The organism is Janthinobacterium sp. 1_2014MBL_MicDiv (genome assembly GCF_001865675.1).
Lineage (GTDB): Bacteria > Pseudomonadota > Gammaproteobacteria > Burkholderiales > Burkholderiaceae_D > Janthinobacterium.
This window is the reverse complement of sequence record NZ_CP011319.1, coordinates 4,028,448-4,048,073: the sequence shown is the minus strand read 5'-3', so window position 1 is coordinate 4,048,073 and position 19,626 is coordinate 4,028,448. Positions and strand designations below refer to the sequence as shown.

Below are 19,626 nucleotides of genomic sequence, written 5' to 3'. Positions count from 1 at the left end.
CATGTCAGATACTCAACAAACATCCGGAAGCAAACCGGGCGACGGCAAGGACATCGCCGGCCGTGAATTCCTGGCCTTCACCCTGGGCTCCGAAGAGTACGGCATCGATATCCTGAAGGTCCAGGAGATCCGCGGCTACGAAGCGGTGACCCGCATCGCCAACGCGCCGGAGTTCATCAAGGGCGTGATCAACCTGCGCGGCATCATCATTCCCGTGGTGGACATGCGCATCAAGTTCAACCTGGGCACGCCCGTGTACGACCAGTTCACGGTGGTGATCATCCTGAACATCGGCGGCCGCATCGTCGGCATGGTGGTCGACAGCGTTTCCGACGTCACCACGCTGACGCCGGAGCAGGTGAAGCCGGCGCCGGAAATGGGCACGGCCTTCTCGACCGATTACATGATCGGCCTGGGCACCATCGACGAGCGCATGCTGATCCTGGTCGATATCGACAAGCTGATGTCGAGCAGCGAGATGGGCCTGATCGACAAGCTGGCGGCGTAAGCGGCAGCAAGGCGGCGCCCGGTGCGCCGCCGTTTGACCACGCAAAGAATCACTACAGATATGCATGTACCGGCGCGGGAAAGCAATCCTCGGGAAATTATTGTGAATTTATGACGAACAGAACCGGATGCCGTGCAAGGCGCCTGCAGCGACGCAGTGCGCGCACTGCTAGCTGCGGGCAACACCGCACGGCGCCGGTTACGGAAGTCAGAAGTCAGAATAATTTATTGGGGGGGGCTTACTTGAGGCGCGCCGGCAGGCTGCAAGGTCCGTCAGAGACCCGGCCATAACACGGTACCGCACGGTTGAGCGGGCGCCGTTCACATAAATATTGGAGACTGTAATGAGTTTGCGCGATTTCAAGATAGGTACGCGGCTGGGCATCGGTTTTGGCAGCATCCTCGCCATCCTCGTGGTGGTTGTGGTGTCGGCCAATGCCCTGAACTACCGCAACAAGGCCGAGCTGTTGTCCGGCCTGGCGCTGGCCGGCGAGAAAAATACGCAGGCATCGCTGATGAAAAGCGCGATGCTGGAAACGGGTATTGCCATGCGCAATATCGGCTTGCAGGGCGATGTCGGCCTGATGCAGGCGGAAGAAGGCAAGGTGCGCGAGCACCGCAAGCTGTATGACGGCGCGCGCGACAAGCTGGCCAGCCTGGGACTGTCCGACAGCGAGAAGGCGCTGCTGGCCAATATCGCCAAGGCCGACGGCGAAGTCGATGCCGCCTTCAAGGAGGCGATGGGGCAAGTGCTGGCGTTTAACAGCGAGGGCGCGGCGAAGGTGATTGCCACGCGCATCGACCCGCTGAACAAGAAGACGCTGGCCGATATCAACAAGCTGCTCGACTTGCAGCATGTGGCGCAGCAAAGCTTCATGGATGGTTCGCTGGCGGCCGATGCGCGCCTGATGACGGTGCTGCTGATCCTCGGCGGCGCGGCCGTGGCGATCGGCGCCTGGTGCGCCGTGTTCATCACGCGTTCGATCACGGTGCCGCTGTCGGGCGCCCTGGCCGTGGCGCAGAAAGTGGCGGCGGGCGAGCTGACGTCGCACGTGGTGGTCGAGGGCAAGGATGAAACGAGCGCGCTGCAGCAGGCGCTGAAGGACATGAACGAGAGCCTGGTGAAGACGGTCAGCGACGTGCGCAACGGCACGGACACGATCACCGTGGCCTCGCGCGAAATCGCCAGCGGCAATGCCGACCTGTCGGCGCGCACGGAAACGCAGGCCAGCTCGCTGGAAGAGACGGCGTCGTCGATGGAAGAACTGACGTCGACCGTGAAGCAGAACGCGGACAATGCGCGCCAGGCCAACCAGTTGGCCGTGTCGGCATCGTCGGTGGCGGAGCAGGGCGGCAGCGTGGTGGCGCAGGTGGTCGACACCATGGGTTCGATCAAGGACAGTTCGCGCAAGATCGTCGACATCATCGGCGTCATCGACGGCATCGCGTTCCAGACGAACATCCTGGCGTTGAATGCCGCGGTGGAGGCGGCGCGCGCGGGCGAGCAGGGCCGCGGCTTTGCGGTGGTGGCGTCCGAGGTGCGTAATCTGGCCCAACGATCCGCCGGCGCAGCGAAAGAGATCAAGGGCCTGATCGGCGACTCGGTCGACAAGGTCGATGCGGGCAGCCGCCTGGTGGACGAGGCGGGGCAGACCATGGGCCTGATCGTCACGTCGATCCGGCAGGTGGCCGACATCATGGGCGAAATCACGGCGGCGACGCAGGAACAGAGCCATGGCATCGAAGAAGTCAACCAGGCCATCGCGCAGATGGACCAGATGACGCAGCAAAATGCGGCGCTGGTCGAGGAAGCGGCGGCGGCGGCCGAAAGCATGCAGGATCAGGCGCAGAAACTGGCCGACGCCGTCAGCATCTTCAAGCTCGATGGCGACGGCATGGCGCCGCAGGCACCGCTTGCGGCGCCTGCATCCGTCAAGGCGGCCGTGGCGCGCCCGGCCCTGAAGGTGACGGCGACGAGTACACGGCGGTTGGCAAAGGCGGCGCAAGCCGTTGCGCCGGCGCCGGTGAAAAAGCTGGCGGCAGCCGGCGGCGATGACTGGGAAGAGTTCTGACGCCAACCCGGTCCCGCTAGGTAGCATTGCAAAGGCATTGTTCAGAGTAGTCATAGAGAGGTAAAAACAAATGCCGCAAACTAAAACGGATTCGGTCAAGGAGTTTGACTTCACCGGCAAGGACTTCGAGCGGGTTCGGGCCATGATTTACAAGCGGGCCGGCATCGCGCTGGCCGACAGCAAGCAGGAAATGGTCTACAGCCGCCTGGCGCGGCGCCTGCGCGCGACCGGCATTTCCTCGTTCGTCCGCTACCTGGACGACCTGGAAGCGGGCCGCATGGGCGACGAGTGGGAAGCGTTCACGAATGCGCTGACGACGAACCTGACGTCATTCTTCCGCGAGGCGCATCACTTCCCGCTGCTGGCCGAGCATGTGAAGAAACTGAGCGGGCCGATCACCATCTGGTGTTCGGCCAGTTCCACCGGCGAGGAGCCGTATTCGATCGCCATGACGGTGTGCGAGGCCTTCAATACGCTCACGCCGCCGGTCACCATCATCGCCACCGATATCGATACGAATGTGCTGGCCACGGCCGCCAACGGCGTCTACAACCTGGACCGGCTCGATAAGATGCCGGCCGACCGCGCGCGGCGCTTCTTCTTGCGCGGCAAGGGCGATCGCGAGGGGCAGGTCAGGGTGCGCCCGGAGTTGCGCCAGATGATCACGTTCAAGCCGCTCAACCTGCTGGCTGACAGCTGGCCCCTGACGGGACAGTTCGACGTCATCTTCTGCCGTAATGTGATGATTTATTTTGACAAGGCGACGCAGCGCAAGATCCTGACGCGCTTTGTGCCGTTGATGAAGCCAGATGCCCTGCTGTTTGCCGGCCATTCGGAGAATTTTCTGTACGTGTCGGATTCATTGAAGCTGCGCGGTAAAACAGTTTATGAGCTCGACCAGCCACGGGGCAGCGTCCCCAAGGCATCGTTGCATCGTACATGAGAGTGAGATATGAGCCTGGAACCCAAAGAGCAATTTGCCACTAACGTCTATTACGACAGGACGTTCAATTGTGACGCCGCCAAGATCCTGCCTGGGGAGTATTACTTCACCAACAAGGACATGCTGATCGTCACCGTGCTCGGCTCCTGCGTCTCTGCCTGCATCCGCGACCGGGTCACGGGGCTGGGCGGCATGAACCATTTCATGCTGCCCGACGGCGGCAGCGATACCAACAGCCCGATCTCGGCCTCCATGCGGTATGGCACCTACGCCATGGAGATCCTGATCAATGACTTGCTGAAGGCGGGAGCACGGCGCGAGAACATGGAAGCGAAGGTGTTTGGCGGCGGCGCCGTGCTGCGCGGCTTCACGGCGATCAACGTCGGCGAGCGCAATGCGGCTTTCGTCATCAATTACCTGAAGGCGGAGAAGATGCGCGTGGTGGCGGAAGACCTCAACGACATCCACCCGCGCAAGGTGTACTTCTTCCCGCGCAGCGGCAAGGTGCTGGTGAAAAAGCTGATGCAGACGCATAACGACACCCTGGTGCGCCGCGAGCTCGATTACGCCAGCCGCCTCAAGGTGGCGCCGGTCGGCGGCGAGATCGAACTGTTCTAAACGCCGGACCAAACCTGCTGCGCGTCGCGCTTTGCGGCTTGCGATGCGCACCGTGCCCCGGCACGGTTGCGCTTCTCGGCCACAGTTCGCAGCCGCTCGCGGCGGTTTTGTCAGGCGTTCTTACCGATTAAGAATAAGGGCCGCAAGGCCTGGAAGGATAACTATGAAGATCAAAGTTTTGATCGTGGATGATTCGGCGCTGATCCGCAGCGTGATGACGGAAATCGTCAACAGCCAGCCCGACATGGAAGTGGTGGGCGCGGCGCCCGATCCGCTGGTGGCGCGCGAGATGATCAAGCAGACCAATCCCGACGTGCTGACGCTGGATGTCGAGATGCCGAAGATGGATGGCCTGGACTTCCTGGAAAAGCTGATGCGCCTGCGCCCGATGCCGGTGTTGATGGTGTCGTCGCTGACCGAGCGCGGTTCGGAAATCACCATGCGCGCGCTGGAACTGGGCGCCGTCGATTTCGTCACCAAGCCGAAGATCTCGATCCAGAGCGGCATGCGTGAATACACGGACATGATCGCCGACAAGATCCGCGCGGCTTCCAAGGCGCGCATCCGCGCACGCACCTTGCCGTCGGCCAGCGACAAGACGGCGGCGCCGCTGCCAGCCTTGCGCAGCCCTTTGACGTCGAGCGAAAAGCTGATCATCGTGGGCGCCTCCACGGGCGGCACGGAAGCGATCCGCGAATTCCTCATGCAGATGCCGTCCGATTGCCCCGGCATCCTGATCACGCAGCACATGCCGGAAGGGTTTACGCGCTCGTTCGCGCGCCGCCTCGATTCGCTGTGCAAGATCTCGGTGCAGGAAGCTGCTGGCGGCGAGCGTATCCTGCCTGGCCACGCGTATATCGCGCCCGGCCATTCGCACCTGACCCTGACGCGCAGCGGCGCCAACTACATGACCAAGATCGACCAGGGCGAGCCGGTCAACCGCCATCGCCCGTCCGTTGACGTGCTGTTCCGTTCGGCCGCGCAATCGGCTGGCAAGAATGCCGTCGGCGTGATCCTCACCGGCATGGGCAAGGATGGCGCGCAGGGCATGCTGGAGATGAAGACGGCGGGAGCGTATAATTTTGCCCAGGATGAAGCCAGTTGCGTCGTCTTCGGCATGCCGCGCGAGGCGATCGCCATCGGCGCCACGCATGAGGTTGGCGCTTTGACGGCGCTGCCTGGCATGGTGCTGGGACACCTGGCTGCGCATGGCATGCGCGCTTTGCGCGTGTAAGCCACGTTTTATATGATCTGCGGCAAGTTTGTTCGCCTAAAAGCAACGAAAATGCTATCCTATAACTTGCTGCCGTAGTGTCGACCATAATGTCGGCATTCATGTCGATATTATTAACAAACCGCTACAGAAACAACGGAGTTATTCATGGCTGATCCAAAGATGAAATTTTTAGTCGTTGACGATTTTTCGACGATGCGCCGCATTGTCCGGAATCTGTTGAAGGAACTGGGTTATGCCAACGTCGACGAGGCGGAAGACGGCGTGATGGGCCTGGCCAAGCTGCGCGCGGAATCCTACGATTTCGTCGTCTCGGACTGGAACATGCCCAACATGGACGGCCTGACGATGCTGCAGCATATCCGCGCCGATCCGGCACTGGCCAAACTGCCCGTGCTGATGGTCACCGCCGAAGCGAAAAAGGAAAACATCATCGCCGCCGCCCAGGCTGGCGCCAGCGGTTATGTCGTCAAGCCGTTCACGGCCGCGACCCTCGATGAAAAGCTGAACAAGATTTTCGAGAAACTGGAAAAGGCTGGCGCTTAAGCACGCCAGCAGGCCTGGCCGGCAGCCTCGTCTTGCGAGGGCGCGCGGCCATGTGAAAAAACGCTGTCAGGTTGCCCTGGCAGCGTTTTTTTTCATCCCCGCTTTTGCGCCTCAGGCGACGGGGATGGACAGCAGGTCGTCGATGCCGATGCGGCGGGCAAAGCTGATGCGCACCTGTTCGGCCACTGCCGATACTTCCTGCGCGCCGTCGCCGATAAAGTCGATCACCGTGCGGAACGGCCGCTGGCCGGCGGGCAGGCCCACGACGCGCACGATTTCCTCGGCCACGGCCAACGGGTCGGCATCGTCCGGCGTCAGGGCCGACAGGCGCGCACCCACCTCGTCCATCAAGCCGTCATAGCGCGCGTACGCGGCGCTGGTCGCCTGGTCGGCCGGCTTGCCCGCGTTCGGGAAGTGCGCCGTGCCGCGCGTAAAGGCGCCCGGCGTGACGATGGATGTCTCGATGCCAAAGCGCGTCAATTCATACGACATGGTGACGGCGATGGAATCCATGGCCGCCTTGGCGGCCGCATACGGACCCATGAACGGCGGAAAGCCGCCGCGCGTGGTGGTGCTGCTGATCCACAGCAGCAAGCCGCTGCCTTGCGCCCGCATGGCGGGCAGGGCGGCCTTGTTGACGCGCTGGGCGCCGATCACGTTGGTGTCGAAGACGTGCTGGATCTCTGCCGGCGCAAACGCTTCCATGGGGCCGGTGACGAGGCCGCCCGCATTGTGGACGACGACGTCCAGCCGGCCCTGTTCGGCCAGGATGGCGGCGATGGCGGCGTCTGCCGACGCTTGCGACAGCACGTCCAGTTCCAGCGCGCGCAAGTCGGCGCCACGGGCCGTGGCGTAGTCGCGCAATTCCTGCACGCGCGGTCCATTGCGTCCCAGCGTGTCGCGCATGCTGGCATAGACCGTGTGGCCGGCGGCGGCCAGCGCGCGGGCGGAGAGGGCGCCGATGCCGGTCGAGGCGCCCGTAATCAGAATGACTTGTTGCATGATGGATTCCATTGATTGATCGATTGAGCGATTGATTGAGTCTTCACGGCGCCTGGCAAGACCGTGGCGAGCGTCAGGGATTTGTGGCCGGGAAGCGCAACCGTCGCAAAGTACGGCGAGCATCGCAGGCCGCAAGGCGCGACGCGCAGCAGGTTTTGGCTGGCGCTATACGAGGCCGCCGTTGGCGCGCAGGGTCTGGCCATTGACCCAGCGGCCATCCGCTCCGGCCAGGAAGGCGACGGCGGCGGCGATGTCGTCCGGCGTGCCCAGGCGCTCGAGCGGGGCCATCTTGCTCATGCGCTCTATCGTTTCCTCCGTCTTGCCGTTCAAGAACAGGGCCGTGGCCGTGGGGCCGGGGGCGACGGCGTTGACGGTGATGTCCTTGCCGCGCAATTCCTTGGCGAAGATATTCGTCATCGTCTCGATGGCCGCCTTGCTGGCGGCGTAGACGGAGTAGCCGGGCAGGGCCAGGCCGATCACGCTGGTGGAGAAATTGACGACGCTGCCGCCATGGCGCAAGCGGCTGGCCGCCTGGCGCATGGTGTTGAAGCTGCCCTTGACGTTGATGGCGAACAGGCTGTCGAAGGTGGCGTCGTCCGTGTCGGCCAGGGTGGGCAGCACGGGCGGCATGATGCCGGCGTTATTCACCAGCACGTCGACGCCGCCGAAGGCCGCTTCCGCCGCATCGAACAGCGCTTGCACATCGCCCGCATCGGCCACGTTGGCCTTGACGGCGATGGCCGCGCCGCCGTCGGCCACGATGGTCGCCACCAGCTTGTCTGCTTCGACATTGCCGCTGGCGTAATTGACGACGACTTGCATGCCGTCGCGGGCCAGGCGGCGGGCGATGGCGGCGCCGATACCGCGCGAGGCGCCGGTGACGATGGCGACCCTGGCTGGGGTGGATGCTGTATTCATGGTGGTTCTCCTGTCGTGGTGGAAAGGCCCGAAAGAGCGAGCCAGTGCAGCCATTGTGAGCTTTATTTATATGTGGATAAAGATGGTAAAAATGCTTGCAGTGTGCAATTCAGATTAATAATGATTGTTGAGCCATTTGGCATGATGCAGGCAGGAATACCCCCTTTATCCGCCTGGCGGGCCTGCCTATAGTGAGGCTTTTCCCATGGAGCCCAGCATGTCCCGACGCATGACCGTTGCACGATTCTCCCTTGTTGTCCTTGCCGCCGGCGCGCTGTTCCTGCCGCTGGCCCGCTACGCCTGGTCCGTCAATGCCGCCCAGGTGCCCCCCGCCATGCAAGCTTCCGTCACCTATCCGCACCTGTTGCGCAAGTCGCCATTCTTCACGCAGTTGACCGCGGCGCAGCTGCGCACCGTCATTGCGCAGTCGCACGAGTGGGAAGTCCGGGCCGGCACCGTCATCGCCAGCAGCGGCGACGCCGATGGCGCCATCTGGATATTGCTCGACGGTGGCTGGCAGGTGGAGGCGGGCGGGAAAATCCATCCGGCGCTGCACGACGGGGCAGGCAAATGGTATGGCGGCGACGCCGTGAGAGGGACCGCCTTGGCGTCGCGGCTGGTGGCGAACCGGCACAGTTATGTGCTGTGCATCGCGGCGGCGGATTTTGCCCGCATGCGCGAGCAAGGCTACGATTTCGACGCGCATGTGCGCCAGGGCGAGCAGTATTACGGGCAGCTGTTGCGGCAGATCGACTAATGGTGATTAATTTCCAAAATGAATGAAATATTTCCACAAGTTAACTTTACACGTCAAATAATTTGGCCCATGATCGCTGCAGTATTTCCCCTTTGTCCCCGACCCCGACAAGAAGGAGCGCAGCATGCGCCGAGCACCCGTATTATTTTTTGCCTTGAGCACGACCCTCTTGGCCGCCTGCGGCGTGAGCCTTGAGCAAGCCGCCGTGGCGCCTGTCGCGCCAGTTGTTGCCGAGCTGCCATCCGATGCCCAGGAAGCGACCGTGCAGCCGGCTGCCGAGGGCGACGGCAGGCATGCCTACCTGCACCGCGTGGGTGGCCACGACTATGTCAGCCTGAATCAGAGTGGCCCGCAGGGCGGTTTGCCCATCCTGACGGGGGTGCGGCGCCATGTGCGCGCCATCCGCCTGCTGGCTGCCGATCCGGCGCAGGCGCGGGCCATGCTGCGCAGCCTGAAGCTGCCCGCGCATCAGCGCAAGCTATGGGGAGGGCAGGAAATCGTGCTCGATGCGGCCAGCTACGACATGCTGCAGGCGGCACGCGGCAGAGGCAAGTCGCTGTATGCCGAGTTGAGACTGGTGGGACTGGAGAAGTAGGAAAGATTTGCAAACGGGGCCGATTGGTCCCGTTGTCGTGACAGTGGCGTCGAGGCAGCCGGTTAAATTTCCAGGTTGTCGATCAATCGCGTCTGCCCCAGCTTGGCGGCGGCCAGCACCACCAGCGGTTCGCCTGCGGCCAGTTCGGCGGCGTTTGGCGCCTGCAGGTTGGCGCGCTTGCGCACGGCGATGTAATCGGATTTCCAGCCGCGGCCATTCAACAGCTGCATGGCGGCCTGTTCCAGTTCACCCACGGCCAGATTACCCTTGCGCACTTCCTCGGCGACGAAGTTGAGCCCCTTGTACAGTTCCGGCGCCTCGGCGCGTTCGCTTTCCGACAGGTACATATTGCGCGAGGACAAAGCCAGCCCATCGTCGGCCCGATACGTTTCGGCGGCGATGATTTCCGTCGGCAGCGCGAACTGGCGCGCCATGTTGCGGATGATCATTAGTTGCTGGTAATCCTTCTTGCCGAACACGGCCACTCGCGGGCCCACGCACGAGAACAGCTTGGTGACGACCGTGCACACGCCTTCGAAGAAGCCGGGGCGGAATTCGCCTTCCAGGGTATTGCCCAGGTCATCGGGCGGGCGCACGCGGTATTCCTGCGGTTCCGGATACAGTTCCTTTTCCGTCGGCGCGAACAGCACGTACACGCCTTCCTTTTCCAGCTTGGCGATGTCGGCTTCCATGGTGCGCGGATATTTCTCGAAATCCTCGTTCGGGCCGAACTGCAGGCGGTTGACGAAAATCGAGGCGACGACGGGGTCGCCATGCTTGCGCGCCAGGCGCATCAGCGACAGATGGCCTTCATGCAGGTTGCCCATGGTGGGAACGAACGCCGTGCGCAGCTGTCCGCTGAGCTGGTCGCGCAATTCTTCGATGTCGGAAATAATTTTCATTGATTGCTTTCGCTAAAACCCCGTTGTACGGTGGTCAGTGACAAAGGGAGAGGGTATCAGGCGGGCGAATAAGCCAGCCGGACGTAGATGGGGGCAAACGGTTCGGCTTGCGTGATTTCGATCAGGGTTTCCTTGGCCAGTTCCAGCAGGGCCACGAAGTTGACCACCACCACGGGCACGCCGCCGGCAATGTCGAACAGCTCGCTGAATTCGACGAAGCGCGACGATTGCAAATGGCGCAGGATGCTCGACATATGCTCGCGCACGGACAGTTCCTGGCGGCTGATGCGGTGATGCTGGGTCAGCTTGGCGCGTTTCAGCACGTCGAGCCACGCCTGCTGCAAGTCCACCGGCTCGACGTCGGGCCAGGTGGGTGTCAGGCTTTGTTCGATGAAGATCTGCGTGCGCACGAAATCGCGTTCGAACTGGGGAATGGCATTCAGGTCGTAGGCGGCCAGCTTGATCTGTTCGTATTCGAGCAGGCGGCGCACCAGTTCGGCACGGGGATCGCCGCCATCTTCCTCGACGTCGCTTTTGCGCGAGGGCAAAAGCATGCGCGACTTGATCTCGATCAACATGGCAGCCATCAACAGATACTCGGCGGCCAGTTCCAGGTTGCGCACGCGGATCTGGTCGACGTACTTCAGGTATTGCAGGGTCACCTGCGCCATCGGAATGTCGAGAATGTTGAAGTTTTGCTTGCGGATCAGGTAGAGCAGCAAGTCGAGCGGGCCTTCGAAGGCTTCGAGGAAGATTTCCAGCGCATCCGGCGGAATGTACAGGTCCGTGGGCATGCGCAGCATGGGCTCGCCATACAGGCGGGCGATGCCCAGTGGATCGGCGGCGGGCGCCGCGTCCGTTGTTGCAGATGTTGCAGGGTCGCCGCCGCCGTCGCCGCTAGCGACGGGTTCGGGCGACTCGATGACTGCGCTCGCGTCCGGTGCATCCAGCCCGGGCGTGCTCGCCGACTCTTCAGGCAACATCGTGCCGGTTCCGGCTCTTAGTTCTTGTTCTGGTAAACGTAAGCCTGTTGCTTGATGGCCGACGCCATCTGGCGTTCCTGCTCATCGAGGCTGACGGATGGCTTGTCCCACAGCAAGGCGCGGCCCGCTTGCTGGCCCGCTTCCATGCCAGGGTTCTTGGCCTTCAGTTCGGCGATGAACAGGGTGTGGTCGGAAACATAGTTGTTGTGTTTTGCAGGCAGTTTCATATTCTCTTCTGAGTGTCTGGTAAGTAAGGTCAGCCGGCCGTATTTTACCGTGCCGCGTGCGGCGGCGGGTTGTCTTATCGGCAAGCCGGGGCGAAAATGCTAAAAATCAATAACGCAGCAAGCGCCGCATCACCATCGGCGCCGGTTCGGCGGGGTTGGCGTGCGAATATTCCAGTTCCTCGGCCAGGTCGAATTCGAAGGCCGCATAAAAATCGATCAGCTTGCGCTGGTCGCGGCGCACGGCCAGACGCAATTCCTCGGCCTGGCACGACAGTCCGTGATGAATGATGGCTTCGAGCAAGTGCTGCGAGACGTGGCTGCCCCGGTAGGCGGGCAGCACGCCCATGCGCGAAATCTTCCAGATGGCGGGATCGCTGTCGAGCGGCATCCAGCGCAGCGAACCGGCCGGGACGTCGTCGATCAGCAACAGGAAGCCGCCGCCGTGGCGCAGCTGCTCTTCCACTTGCTGCGCCGTCTCGTGGTGTCCGCTGGAAGAAGCGGCCACCTTGCCGGCCCACGCAGCGCGGGTCAGCTCGGCGATCAGTTGTGCATCGGCATTTGTTGCTTCGCGCACCACGATATTCATCATCGTTCCTTGGGGCTTAGCGGATGCGCATGCCAGGTTCGGCGCCTGGCCACGGGTTCAGGATGTAGATGCCCGGATTCGCCTTCTCGTCGGCGGCGGAGGCCGCCATGACCATGCCTTCGGATATGCCGAACTTCATCTTGCGCGGCGCCAGGTTGGCCACCAGCACCGTCAGCTTGCCGACCAGCTCTTCCGGCTGGTAGGCCGAGCGGATGCCCGAGAACACATTGCGCAGGCGGCCTTCGCCCGCGTCCAGGGTCAGGCGCAGCAGCTTGTCCGAGCCATCGACCAGTTCGCAGTTGACGATCTTCGCGATGCGCAGGTCGACTTTGAGGAAGTCGTCGATCTTGATTTCCGGCGCCAGTTCCTCGATCGCCGTGGCAGGAGCGGCTGCGGCGGCATCGCCTGCTGCTTCGATGGCGGGCGCGGCGGCTGCCGCTTGCGGCGCGTCAAACAGCGCTTCGATCATCTTTGCATCCATGCGCGTCATCAGGTGGTTATAGGTGCCGATGGTGCGGCCCAGCATGCTGGTCGAGACGGCGTCGACTTGCGTGTCGGCCCAGGTGAATTGCTCGTCGTTGAGGAAGCCGGCCACGTTCTTTGCCACGCCCGGCAGCACCGGCGACAGCAGGATCGTCAGCTGGCGGAACAGGATCAGGGCCGTGGTGCACACTTCGTGCAGCTCGGCCGTCTTCTCCGCATCCTTGGCCAGGATCCACGGCTTGTTTTCATCGACATACTGGTTGGTGATGTCGGCGATTTCCATGATTTCGCGCAAGGCCTTGCCGAATTCGCGGTTTTCAAAGTGCTGGGCGATGCTGGCCTGGCGTTCCTTGTTCAGCACTTCGTCGCCGGACTGCACCTTGTACGTGAGCGCGCGCCAGATGTAGCCCTGGGCCGTCGGCGACAGGGCGGTGGCCAGCTTGCCGTCGAACTTCTTGGCAATGAAGCCGGCGCAGCGGCTGGCGATGTTCACGTACTTGCCGATCAGGTCGCTGTTCACGCGGGCCACGAAGTCGTCGCCGTTGAAGTCCAGGTCTTCCACTTTCGAGTTCAGCTTGAAGGCGATGTAGTAGCGCAGCCATTCCGGGTTCATGCCCAGGTCCAGGTAGCGCAGCGGCGAGATGCCGGTGCCGCGCGACTTCGACATTTTTTCGTTATTGACCGTCAGGAAGCCGTGGACATTGACTTTCAGTTTGTCGATCACCGGGTGGCCGGCGAATTTCAGCATGGCGGGCCAGAACAGCAGGTGGAAGGAAACGATGTCCTTGCCGATGAAGTGGATCTGTTCCGTGGCCGGATCGTTCAGCAAGGCGTCGAAATCGAGGCCTTTCTTGTCGCAATAGTTTTTCAGGCTGGCCAGGTAGCCGACCGGCGCGTCCATCCACACATAGAAGAACTTGCCCGGCGCATCGGGAATCGGGATGCCGAAGTAGGGCGCATCGCGCGAGATATCCCAGTCGGCCAGCTTTTCGCCCGCCTCGCCCAGCCACTCGCTGACCTTGTTGACCATTTCAGGCTGCAAGCGGCCTGGCGTGTTGAGCCAATCCTTGAGGAATTCGAAGCAGCGCGGATCGGACAGCTTGAAGAAGTACTGTTCCGACGGCTTCATCACGGGCGTCGCATTGGTAAACACGGAGAACGGATTGACCAGGTCGGTCGGCTGGTAGGCCGCGCCGCACACTTCGCAATTGTCGCCGTACTGGTTCTTGGCGCCGCATTTCGGGCATTCGCCCTTGATGTTGCGGTCGGCCAGGAACATGCCTTTGACCGGATCGAAGAAGCGGTCGACGGTTTTCGTGACGATCAGGCCCGTATCGCGCAGCTTGCGGTAGATCGATTGCGACAGGTCGACGTTTTCCGGCGAGTCGGTCGAATACCAGTTATCGAAGGCGATATGGAAGCCGTCCAGGTACTGGGCGCGGCCGGCGGCGATGTTGGCGACGAATTGCTGCGGCGTGATGCCTTCCTTTTCGGCGGCGATCATGATGGGCGTGCCATGCGTATCGTCGGCGCCCACAAAGTGCACTTCACGGCCGGCCGCGCCATCGCGTTGCATTCGCTGGAACCGGACCCAGATATCAGCCTGGATGTATTCCATGATATGGCCAATGTGAAAAGCGGCGTTTGCGTAAGGCAGGGCAGTGGTGACGAACAGCTTGCGAGTCATGATTGATGCACTTTTGGGATGGATAATAGGGCATTTTAACAGCGGAAACGTAATATGAGCAGATGCAGCGCCGGCAAGTAGTGCTTTTGTCTCCATCGCGCCATGCAATTTTGCGCTAGACTGCGCGTATTGCATACGGAGATAGTCATGAGCATCACAGTAGAAGACGTTAAAGCCGCACTGGCGCAGGTTATTGATCCAAATACAAATAAAGACTTCGTTTCCAGTAAAACAGTCAAGAATCTGAAGGTCGATGGCAGCGATATCTCGCTCGACATCGAACTCGGCTATCCGGCGAAAAGCCAGATCGACCTGATCCGCAAGTCCGTGCTGGCCGCCCTGCGCGTGCTGCCGGGCGTGGGCAATGTCAGCGTCGGCGTGTCGTCGAAAATCATTTCGCACACGGTGCAGCGCGGCTTGAAGCCGATGAGCAACGTGAAAAACATCATCGCCGTCGCTTCCGGCAAGGGCGGCGTGGGCAAATCGACGACGGCCGTCAACCTGGCCCTGGCCCTGGCCGCCGAAGGCGCGACCGTCGGCATGCTGGACGCCGATATCTATGGCCCGTCACAGCCGATGATGCTGGGCATCAGCGGCCAGCCGAAGACCCTGGACGGCAAGAGCATGGAGCCGATGGAAAACCACGGCCTGCAAGTGTCGTCGATCGGCTTCATGATCGATCCGGACGAGCCGATGGTGTGGCGCGGCCCCATGGTCACGCAGGCGCTGCAGCAGCTGCTGGACCAGACCAACTGGCGCGACCTCGACTACCTGATCGTCGACATGCCGCCAGGCACGGGCGATATCCAGCTGACCCTGTCGCAGAAAGTGCCCGTCACGGGTGCCGTCATCGTCACGACGCCGCAGGACATCGCGCTGCTGGACGCGCGCAAGGGTTTGAAAATGTTCGAGAAAGTCGGCATTCCCATCCTCGGCGTGGTGGAAAACATGAGCACGCACATCTGCTCGAACTGCGGCCATGCGGAAGAAATCTTCGGTGCCGGCGGCGGCGCGAAGATGTGCGCGGACTTCGGCGTGGAATTCCTCGGCGCCTTGCCGCTGACCATGGCCATCCGCCAGCAGACCGATTCCGGCACGCCGACCGTGGTGGCCGAGCCGGAAGGCCCCGTCGCCGTGATCTACAAGCAGATCGCCCGCACCATCGCGATCAAGGTGGCGGAAAAGGCGAAGGACATGACCAGCAAGTTCCCTAGCATCGTCATCAAGAACGACTAGCGGCTGGGTGGTCTTGCAAACCTACTGCGCAGCTCACTTTCGGGGCGGCGTTACTCACCGTACTAAAGTACGGTTGCGTTACTCAACCCGATATTGAGCTTGCTCGCTACGGTTTTCAAGACCACCGTGGCACCATTGGATACACTCTTCCCCGGCGCCACGACCGGCAGGAATATGGTTTCATGCAGTCCGTGTTGTTACTAAACAAGAGGAGACATCATGCATTTGAACACGACATTCCTGCGCCAAGCCGCAGCCGTAATTGCTGGCAGCCTGCTGGCCGCCAGCGCCTTTGCGCAATCCGTCTCGTTCGTCGAGCCCGCGGATGGCGCGACGGTGAGCAGCCCGTTCAAGGTCAAGTTTGCCGTCAGCGGCATGGCCGTCAAGCCGGCCGGCGACATGACGGCCAAGACGGGCCACCATCATCTGCTGATCAATATGGGGGCGATGAAGGCGGGCGAGATGATTCCCATGGACGACAAGCACTTGCATTTCGGCAAAGGACAGACGGAAACGGATGTCACCCTGCCGCCAGGCCAGTACACCCTCACCATGCAGTTCGCCAACGGCGCGCACCAGTCCTACGGCCCCGAGCTGAGCAAAAGCATCCAGGTGACGGTCAAGTAGTCGCCAAGCCATTCCACCCAAGACCTCGACAGGCCGGACTCCCGCAGGAATCCGGCCTTTTTCATAGTATTGCTTATTGTCATCATTGCGTCATATAGTCTGCGTATGCTGCCCGGTGGCCAGCGTATGGCATCCCTATAATGTGTTTTGATAAACGAGCGGATATGACGAAACATTTTTCCCTTTCCCGGCAACTGGCGCATGCGCTGCTGCTGATGTCGAGCGTGGCGGCGTGCCAGGCGCATGCGGCCAAGGCCGCTCCTGCCGCTTCCGCCGCCGTGGCGCAGCCGAAGCTGGTGGTGGTGCTGGTGGTCGATGGCTTGCCGCAAGAGCAGGTGACGCGCTACCGCGACCAGTTTGGCCAGGGCGGTTTCCGCCGCCTGCTGGAGCAGGGCGCCTGGTTCAGCGATGCGCACCAGGCGCACGGCATCACGGTGACGGCCATCGGCCACTCGGCCGTGCTGTCGGGCGCCTATCCTTACCAGCATGGCGTGATCGGCAATAACTGGATCGATCCCGTCACGAAAAAATCCGTGTACTGCACCGAGGACGGCAATTTCCACTACATCGGCGAAGAAACGCAGCCCGACGACGGCACGGCGCCGACCAGGCTGCGCGTGAGCACCCTGGGCGACGAACTGCGCTATTCCACGGGCGACCAGGCCAAGGTCGTCACCGTATCCGGCAAGGACCGCGGCGCCATCCTGCTGGCCGGGAAAACGGGCACGGCCTATATGTACATGGAAAAGACGGGCAACTTCGCCAGCAGCACCTACTATATGCAGCAGCATCCGCAATGGGTGCAGCGCTACCAGGCGGCCAGGCCGCAGGACCGCTATTACGGCAAGAGCTGGACGCCGCTGCTGGCCGATTCGGCCTATGCGCGGGACGCCCGTGATGATCTTGTGCCGGCCAAGCCGGGCACGCGCAACACCTTCCCGTTTGCCTACTACAGCGACAGCGGCAAGCTCGACGGCGAATACTACAGCCGCTTGAAGTCCGGCCCCTTCCTCGACGAGCTGACCCTGGAATTCGCCCGCGCCGCCATCGATGGCGAGAACCTGGGCCGCAATCCGGCCGGCGTGCCCGATATCCTCGGTGTGAGCCTGTCGGCGCACGATTACGTGAACCATGCCTACGGGCCGGAAAGCAAGATGTCGCACGACCACCTGCAGCGCCTCGACCGCATGCTGGCCGGCTTCTTTGCCGACCTGGATAAAAAAGTCGGCATGGATAACGTGCTGGTGGTGTTGACTGCCGACCATGGCTTTGCCAACGTGCCGGAATTTGCCGAAACGCGCGGCTTCTCGGCCAAGCGCATCGATGGCGCCAAACTGGTCGATGCGCTGAACCAGCACCTGGCCACGACCCTGGGCGTGGACAAGCTGGTCACCGTGTCGTCGCTGCCGAATATCTACCTCGATTACGCGCTGGCGGAAAAGAGCGGCATCCAGCGCGCCGCGCTGGAAGACGCGGCGGCCCGCTTCCTGCTGCAGCAGGACGGCCTGGCGCAAGTCTATACGCGCACGCAGATGGAAACGGGCGCCGTCGCCACGCGCATGGATACCCTGATGCGCCGCGCCTGGAACCGCCAGTTGTCGGGCGACCTGATGTTGGTGACGAAGCCGGCCTGGTACTTCGGCAAGGGCGTTGGCGGTACTTCGCACGGCACGCCGTACACGTATGACACCAACGTGCCACTGATGGTGTACGGCCCGCGCTGGATCAAGCCGGGCGCCTATGGCCAGTATGCGGAAGTGGTCGACATCGCCCCGACCCTGGCCCATCTGCTGCGCGTGCGCCAGCCGTCGGCGTCGGAAGGGCGGATTTTAACGGAAGCGGTGCGATAAAGGGAGGTCTGCGCGCCTGTCGGCTTACGCGCTTTGCGCTAACCCGACCTACGATGATCTTGCGAAGAACGTAGGTCGGATCAGCGGGGCACAGCCACGCGTAATCCGGCAACTGCACATGTCGGGTTACGCGCGTGGCGCTAACCCGACCTGCGTGGACCTTGCGAGGAGCGTAGGTCGGATTAGCGGGGCAAGGCCACGCGTAATCCGACACATTGTTGACCCGGCTACTTACAGCAGCCAGTCTATCGGCAGCACCGACAGAATCGCCACGCCCATGCGCTTCCACACGCTGGTGCCGGGTTCCGTGTCGTAGCGCGTGGTGCTGCCGTTGGCGCTGCGGGCGATCCAGTACAGGGCGCCGTCGGCGCCGAGCATGACCTGGTAGGCGCGCTGCGGTATCGTGGTGCGCATGGCCTGGCCCAGCTGGCGGGCCAGCGCGGGACTGTCGATGACGAGGCCCATTTCCGTGTTCAGTTCGATGGAGCGCGGGTCGAAGTTGAAGGAACCGACGAAGATGCGCCGGTCGTCGACGGCAAACGTCTTCGCGTGCAGGCTGGACGCGGAACTGCCGAAGCGCCCGGGCTGTTCGCGCGCGTCGCCCTGTTCCCACGAGCGGCGCGATTCATACAGCAGCACGCCCGCTTCCAGCAGCGGCTTTCTCCATTTCGCATAACCGGCATGCACGGCCGCCACGTCGGTCGCTTCCAGCGCATTCGTCAGGATGCGCACGCCCACGCCTTGTTTCGCCAGGTCGGCAAAGGCCTGGGTGCCGGACTTGCCAGGCACGAAATACGGCGAAATCAGGTCCACTTCCTTTTCCGGCACGCCGAGCAGGTTTTGCAGGTTTTCCGCCACGCCCGTGCCTGGCCTGGCCTTGTCCAGCACCTTGGCCGGGTCGTCGCTGACCATGCGCGTCTGCGCCCATTCGAATGGCAGGGTGCGTTCCATCATCTGCCGGACAAAGGGCGAAGTGCGCAGCGCCTGCACGTATTCCTCGGCGGCCTGGGTATCGTCGATGCGGTCCGCTTCGGCCGCGATGGTGGCCGCGTCACCCTCGACAGGCCTGGTCAGCAGCAGTTGCGCAGGATAGGCCGAGGCGCTGTTCCAGTAGCGGTCGAATTCCCGCGAGACGTCGTCGACGACGGGGCCGACGGCCAGCACGTCGAGGTCGGCGAACAGCACGTCGCCGGCCGCGCCGAAGTATTCGTCGCCCACATTGCGCCCGCCGACGATGGTGGCCTGGTTATCGGCCGTGAACGATTTGTTGTGCATGCGCCGGTTGACGCGGGAAAAATCGGTGACAAAGGCCAGCGCGCGCGGCGAACGGGGCACGAAGGGATTGAACAGGCGGATTTCGATATTCTGCTGCTTGCCCAGCATCGTCAGGGTCTGGTCCAGCCCCGCAGTGTTGTTATCGTCGAGCAGCAGGCGCACGCGCACGCCCCGTTCGGCCGCCTGGCGCAGGGCGTCGAACAGCAGCGTGCCGGTGATGTCCTTGTGCCAGATGTAGTACTGCACGTCCAGGCTGCGCTGGGCCGCGGCGGCCAGCAGGGCGCGCGCGGCAAACGCATCGCGTCCGTCGGCCAGCGGGTAGATGCCCGATACGCCAGGGTGCTGCGCCGCCAGCGGCGCGATGGCCGTGCCCAGCCGGGTGTGTTGCGTATCCGTGATGACAGTGGAGGCGATGCGGCCGTCCAGCGAAGGCAGCGACGCGCAGCCGGCGAGGAAGGCGGACAGCAGCAGGGGCAGCAGCGCCATGGAGGCGCGGCGGCGGAAGGGGGTGGTGGCGGGCATGGCGGGCTTTCATCGAGTTGCCCCGATGTTAGCAGATGCGCATGCCCGCACGGGGC

The 19,626-nt window shown here is 62.5% G+C and carries 19 protein-coding genes; 11 read left to right on the top strand and 8 right to left on the bottom strand.

The genetic code is table 11. From position 1 onward, the window contains the following. Position 1: 1 nt before the first annotated feature. The 6 genes from YQ44_RS17485 (at position 2) to cheY (ending at position 5,920) form a co-directional block, all read left to right on the top strand. Entirely contained in the window at positions 2-508 is a 507-nt protein-coding gene (locus YQ44_RS17485; protein WP_071324468.1) for a chemotaxis protein CheW, read from the top strand. A 343-nt stretch (positions 509-851) separates the two neighbouring features. Beyond that, positions 852-2,579, top strand: a complete 1,728-nt coding sequence (locus YQ44_RS17480; RefSeq protein ID WP_071324467.1) for a methyl-accepting chemotaxis protein — start codon at positions 852-854, stop codon at positions 2,577-2,579. A gap of 70 nt (positions 2,580-2,649) precedes the next feature. After that, positions 2,650-3,522, top strand: coding sequence for a CheR family methyltransferase (locus tag YQ44_RS17475; RefSeq protein WP_071324466.1), 873 nt, complete (start codon positions 2,650-2,652; stop codon positions 3,520-3,522). Positions 3,523-3,531: 9 nt separating this feature from the next. Then, positions 3,532-4,140, top strand: a complete 609-nt coding sequence (cheD, locus tag YQ44_RS17470) for a chemoreceptor glutamine deamidase CheD (RefSeq protein WP_071324465.1) — start codon at positions 3,532-3,534, stop codon at positions 4,138-4,140. 163 nt (positions 4,141-4,303) lie between these two features. Then, on the top strand, positions 4,304-5,374 hold the full coding sequence (locus YQ44_RS17465) for a protein-glutamate methylesterase/protein-glutamine glutaminase (RefSeq protein ID WP_071324464.1): 1,071 nt from the start codon (positions 4,304-4,306) through the stop codon (positions 5,372-5,374). A gap of 147 nt (positions 5,375-5,521) precedes the next feature. Beyond that, entirely contained in the window at positions 5,522-5,920 is a 399-nt protein-coding gene (gene cheY / locus YQ44_RS17460) for a chemotaxis response regulator CheY (RefSeq protein ID WP_010396677.1), read from the top strand. Positions 5,921-6,031: 111 nt separating this feature from the next. Here cheY and YQ44_RS17455 read toward each other — a convergent pair whose 3' ends face one another. Both YQ44_RS17455 and YQ44_RS17450 read right to left on the bottom strand, forming a co-directional pair. Further along, a complete protein-coding gene (locus tag YQ44_RS17455) occupies positions 6,032-6,922 on the bottom strand; it encodes an SDR family NAD(P)-dependent oxidoreductase (RefSeq protein ID WP_071326581.1) in 891 nt (296 codons plus the stop codon). A 165-nt stretch (positions 6,923-7,087) separates the two neighbouring features. Continuing rightward, the gene (locus YQ44_RS17450; RefSeq protein WP_198043747.1) at positions 7,088-7,840 is read right to left on the bottom strand and encodes an SDR family oxidoreductase; all 753 of its coding nucleotides are present in this window, start codon (positions 7,838-7,840) and stop codon (positions 7,088-7,090) included. 217 nt (positions 7,841-8,057) lie between these two features. Between YQ44_RS17450 and YQ44_RS17445 the strand changes: the two genes are divergently transcribed. Both YQ44_RS17445 and YQ44_RS17440 read left to right on the top strand, forming a co-directional pair. Continuing rightward, positions 8,058-8,597, top strand: coding sequence for a hypothetical protein (locus tag YQ44_RS17445; protein ID WP_156894895.1), 540 nt, complete (start codon positions 8,058-8,060; stop codon positions 8,595-8,597). 124 nt (positions 8,598-8,721) lie between these two features. Then, on the top strand, positions 8,722-9,192 hold the full coding sequence (locus YQ44_RS17440; protein ID WP_156894894.1) for a hypothetical protein: 471 nt from the start codon (positions 8,722-8,724) through the stop codon (positions 9,190-9,192). Positions 9,193-9,254: 62 nt separating this feature from the next. Here the strand turns inward: YQ44_RS17440 and panC are convergent, their stop codons facing one another. The 5 genes from panC to metG form a co-directional block, all read right to left on the bottom strand. Beyond that, on the bottom strand, positions 9,255-10,094 hold the full coding sequence (panC, locus tag YQ44_RS17435) for a pantoate--beta-alanine ligase (protein WP_071324461.1): 840 nt from the start codon (positions 10,092-10,094) through the stop codon (positions 9,255-9,257). 56 nt (positions 10,095-10,150) lie between these two features. Continuing rightward, positions 10,151-11,077: a segregation and condensation protein A gene (locus tag YQ44_RS17430; protein ID WP_071324460.1), complete on the bottom strand. Its 927-nt coding sequence runs from the start codon at positions 11,075-11,077 to the stop codon at positions 10,151-10,153. Positions 11,078-11,094: 17 nt separating this feature from the next. Further along, the gene (locus tag YQ44_RS17425) at positions 11,095-11,304 is read right to left on the bottom strand and encodes a DUF3460 family protein (RefSeq protein WP_071324459.1); all 210 of its coding nucleotides are present in this window, start codon (positions 11,302-11,304) and stop codon (positions 11,095-11,097) included. Positions 11,305-11,410: 106 nt separating this feature from the next. Next, positions 11,411-11,890: a GNAT family N-acetyltransferase gene (locus YQ44_RS17420; RefSeq protein ID WP_071324458.1), complete on the bottom strand. Its 480-nt coding sequence runs from the start codon at positions 11,888-11,890 to the stop codon at positions 11,411-11,413. Between the two features lie 16 nt (positions 11,891-11,906). Beyond that, positions 11,907-14,060, bottom strand: coding sequence for a methionine--tRNA ligase (gene metG, locus YQ44_RS17415; RefSeq protein WP_071324457.1), 2,154 nt, complete (start codon positions 14,058-14,060; stop codon positions 11,907-11,909). A gap of 147 nt (positions 14,061-14,207) precedes the next feature. Here metG and apbC point away from each other — a divergent pair, with 147 nt between their 5' ends. From apbC to YQ44_RS17400, 3 genes are all read left to right on the top strand, one after another. Next, a complete protein-coding gene (gene apbC, locus YQ44_RS17410; RefSeq protein ID WP_071324456.1) occupies positions 14,208-15,296 on the top strand; it encodes an iron-sulfur cluster carrier protein ApbC in 1,089 nt (362 codons plus the stop codon). A gap of 219 nt (positions 15,297-15,515) precedes the next feature. Beyond that, on the top strand, positions 15,516-15,923 hold the full coding sequence (locus YQ44_RS17405; RefSeq protein WP_071324455.1) for a DUF4399 domain-containing protein: 408 nt from the start codon (positions 15,516-15,518) through the stop codon (positions 15,921-15,923). A gap of 164 nt (positions 15,924-16,087) precedes the next feature. Then, on the top strand, positions 16,088-17,773 hold the full coding sequence (locus tag YQ44_RS17400; protein WP_071324454.1) for an alkaline phosphatase family protein: 1,686 nt from the start codon (positions 16,088-16,090) through the stop codon (positions 17,771-17,773). Positions 17,774-18,004: 231 nt separating this feature from the next. Here the strand turns inward: YQ44_RS17400 and YQ44_RS17395 are convergent, their stop codons facing one another. After that, on the bottom strand, positions 18,005-19,570 hold the full coding sequence (locus YQ44_RS17395; RefSeq protein WP_198043745.1) for a phospholipase D family protein: 1,566 nt from the start codon (positions 19,568-19,570) through the stop codon (positions 18,005-18,007). Positions 19,571-19,626 lie beyond the last annotated feature (56 nt).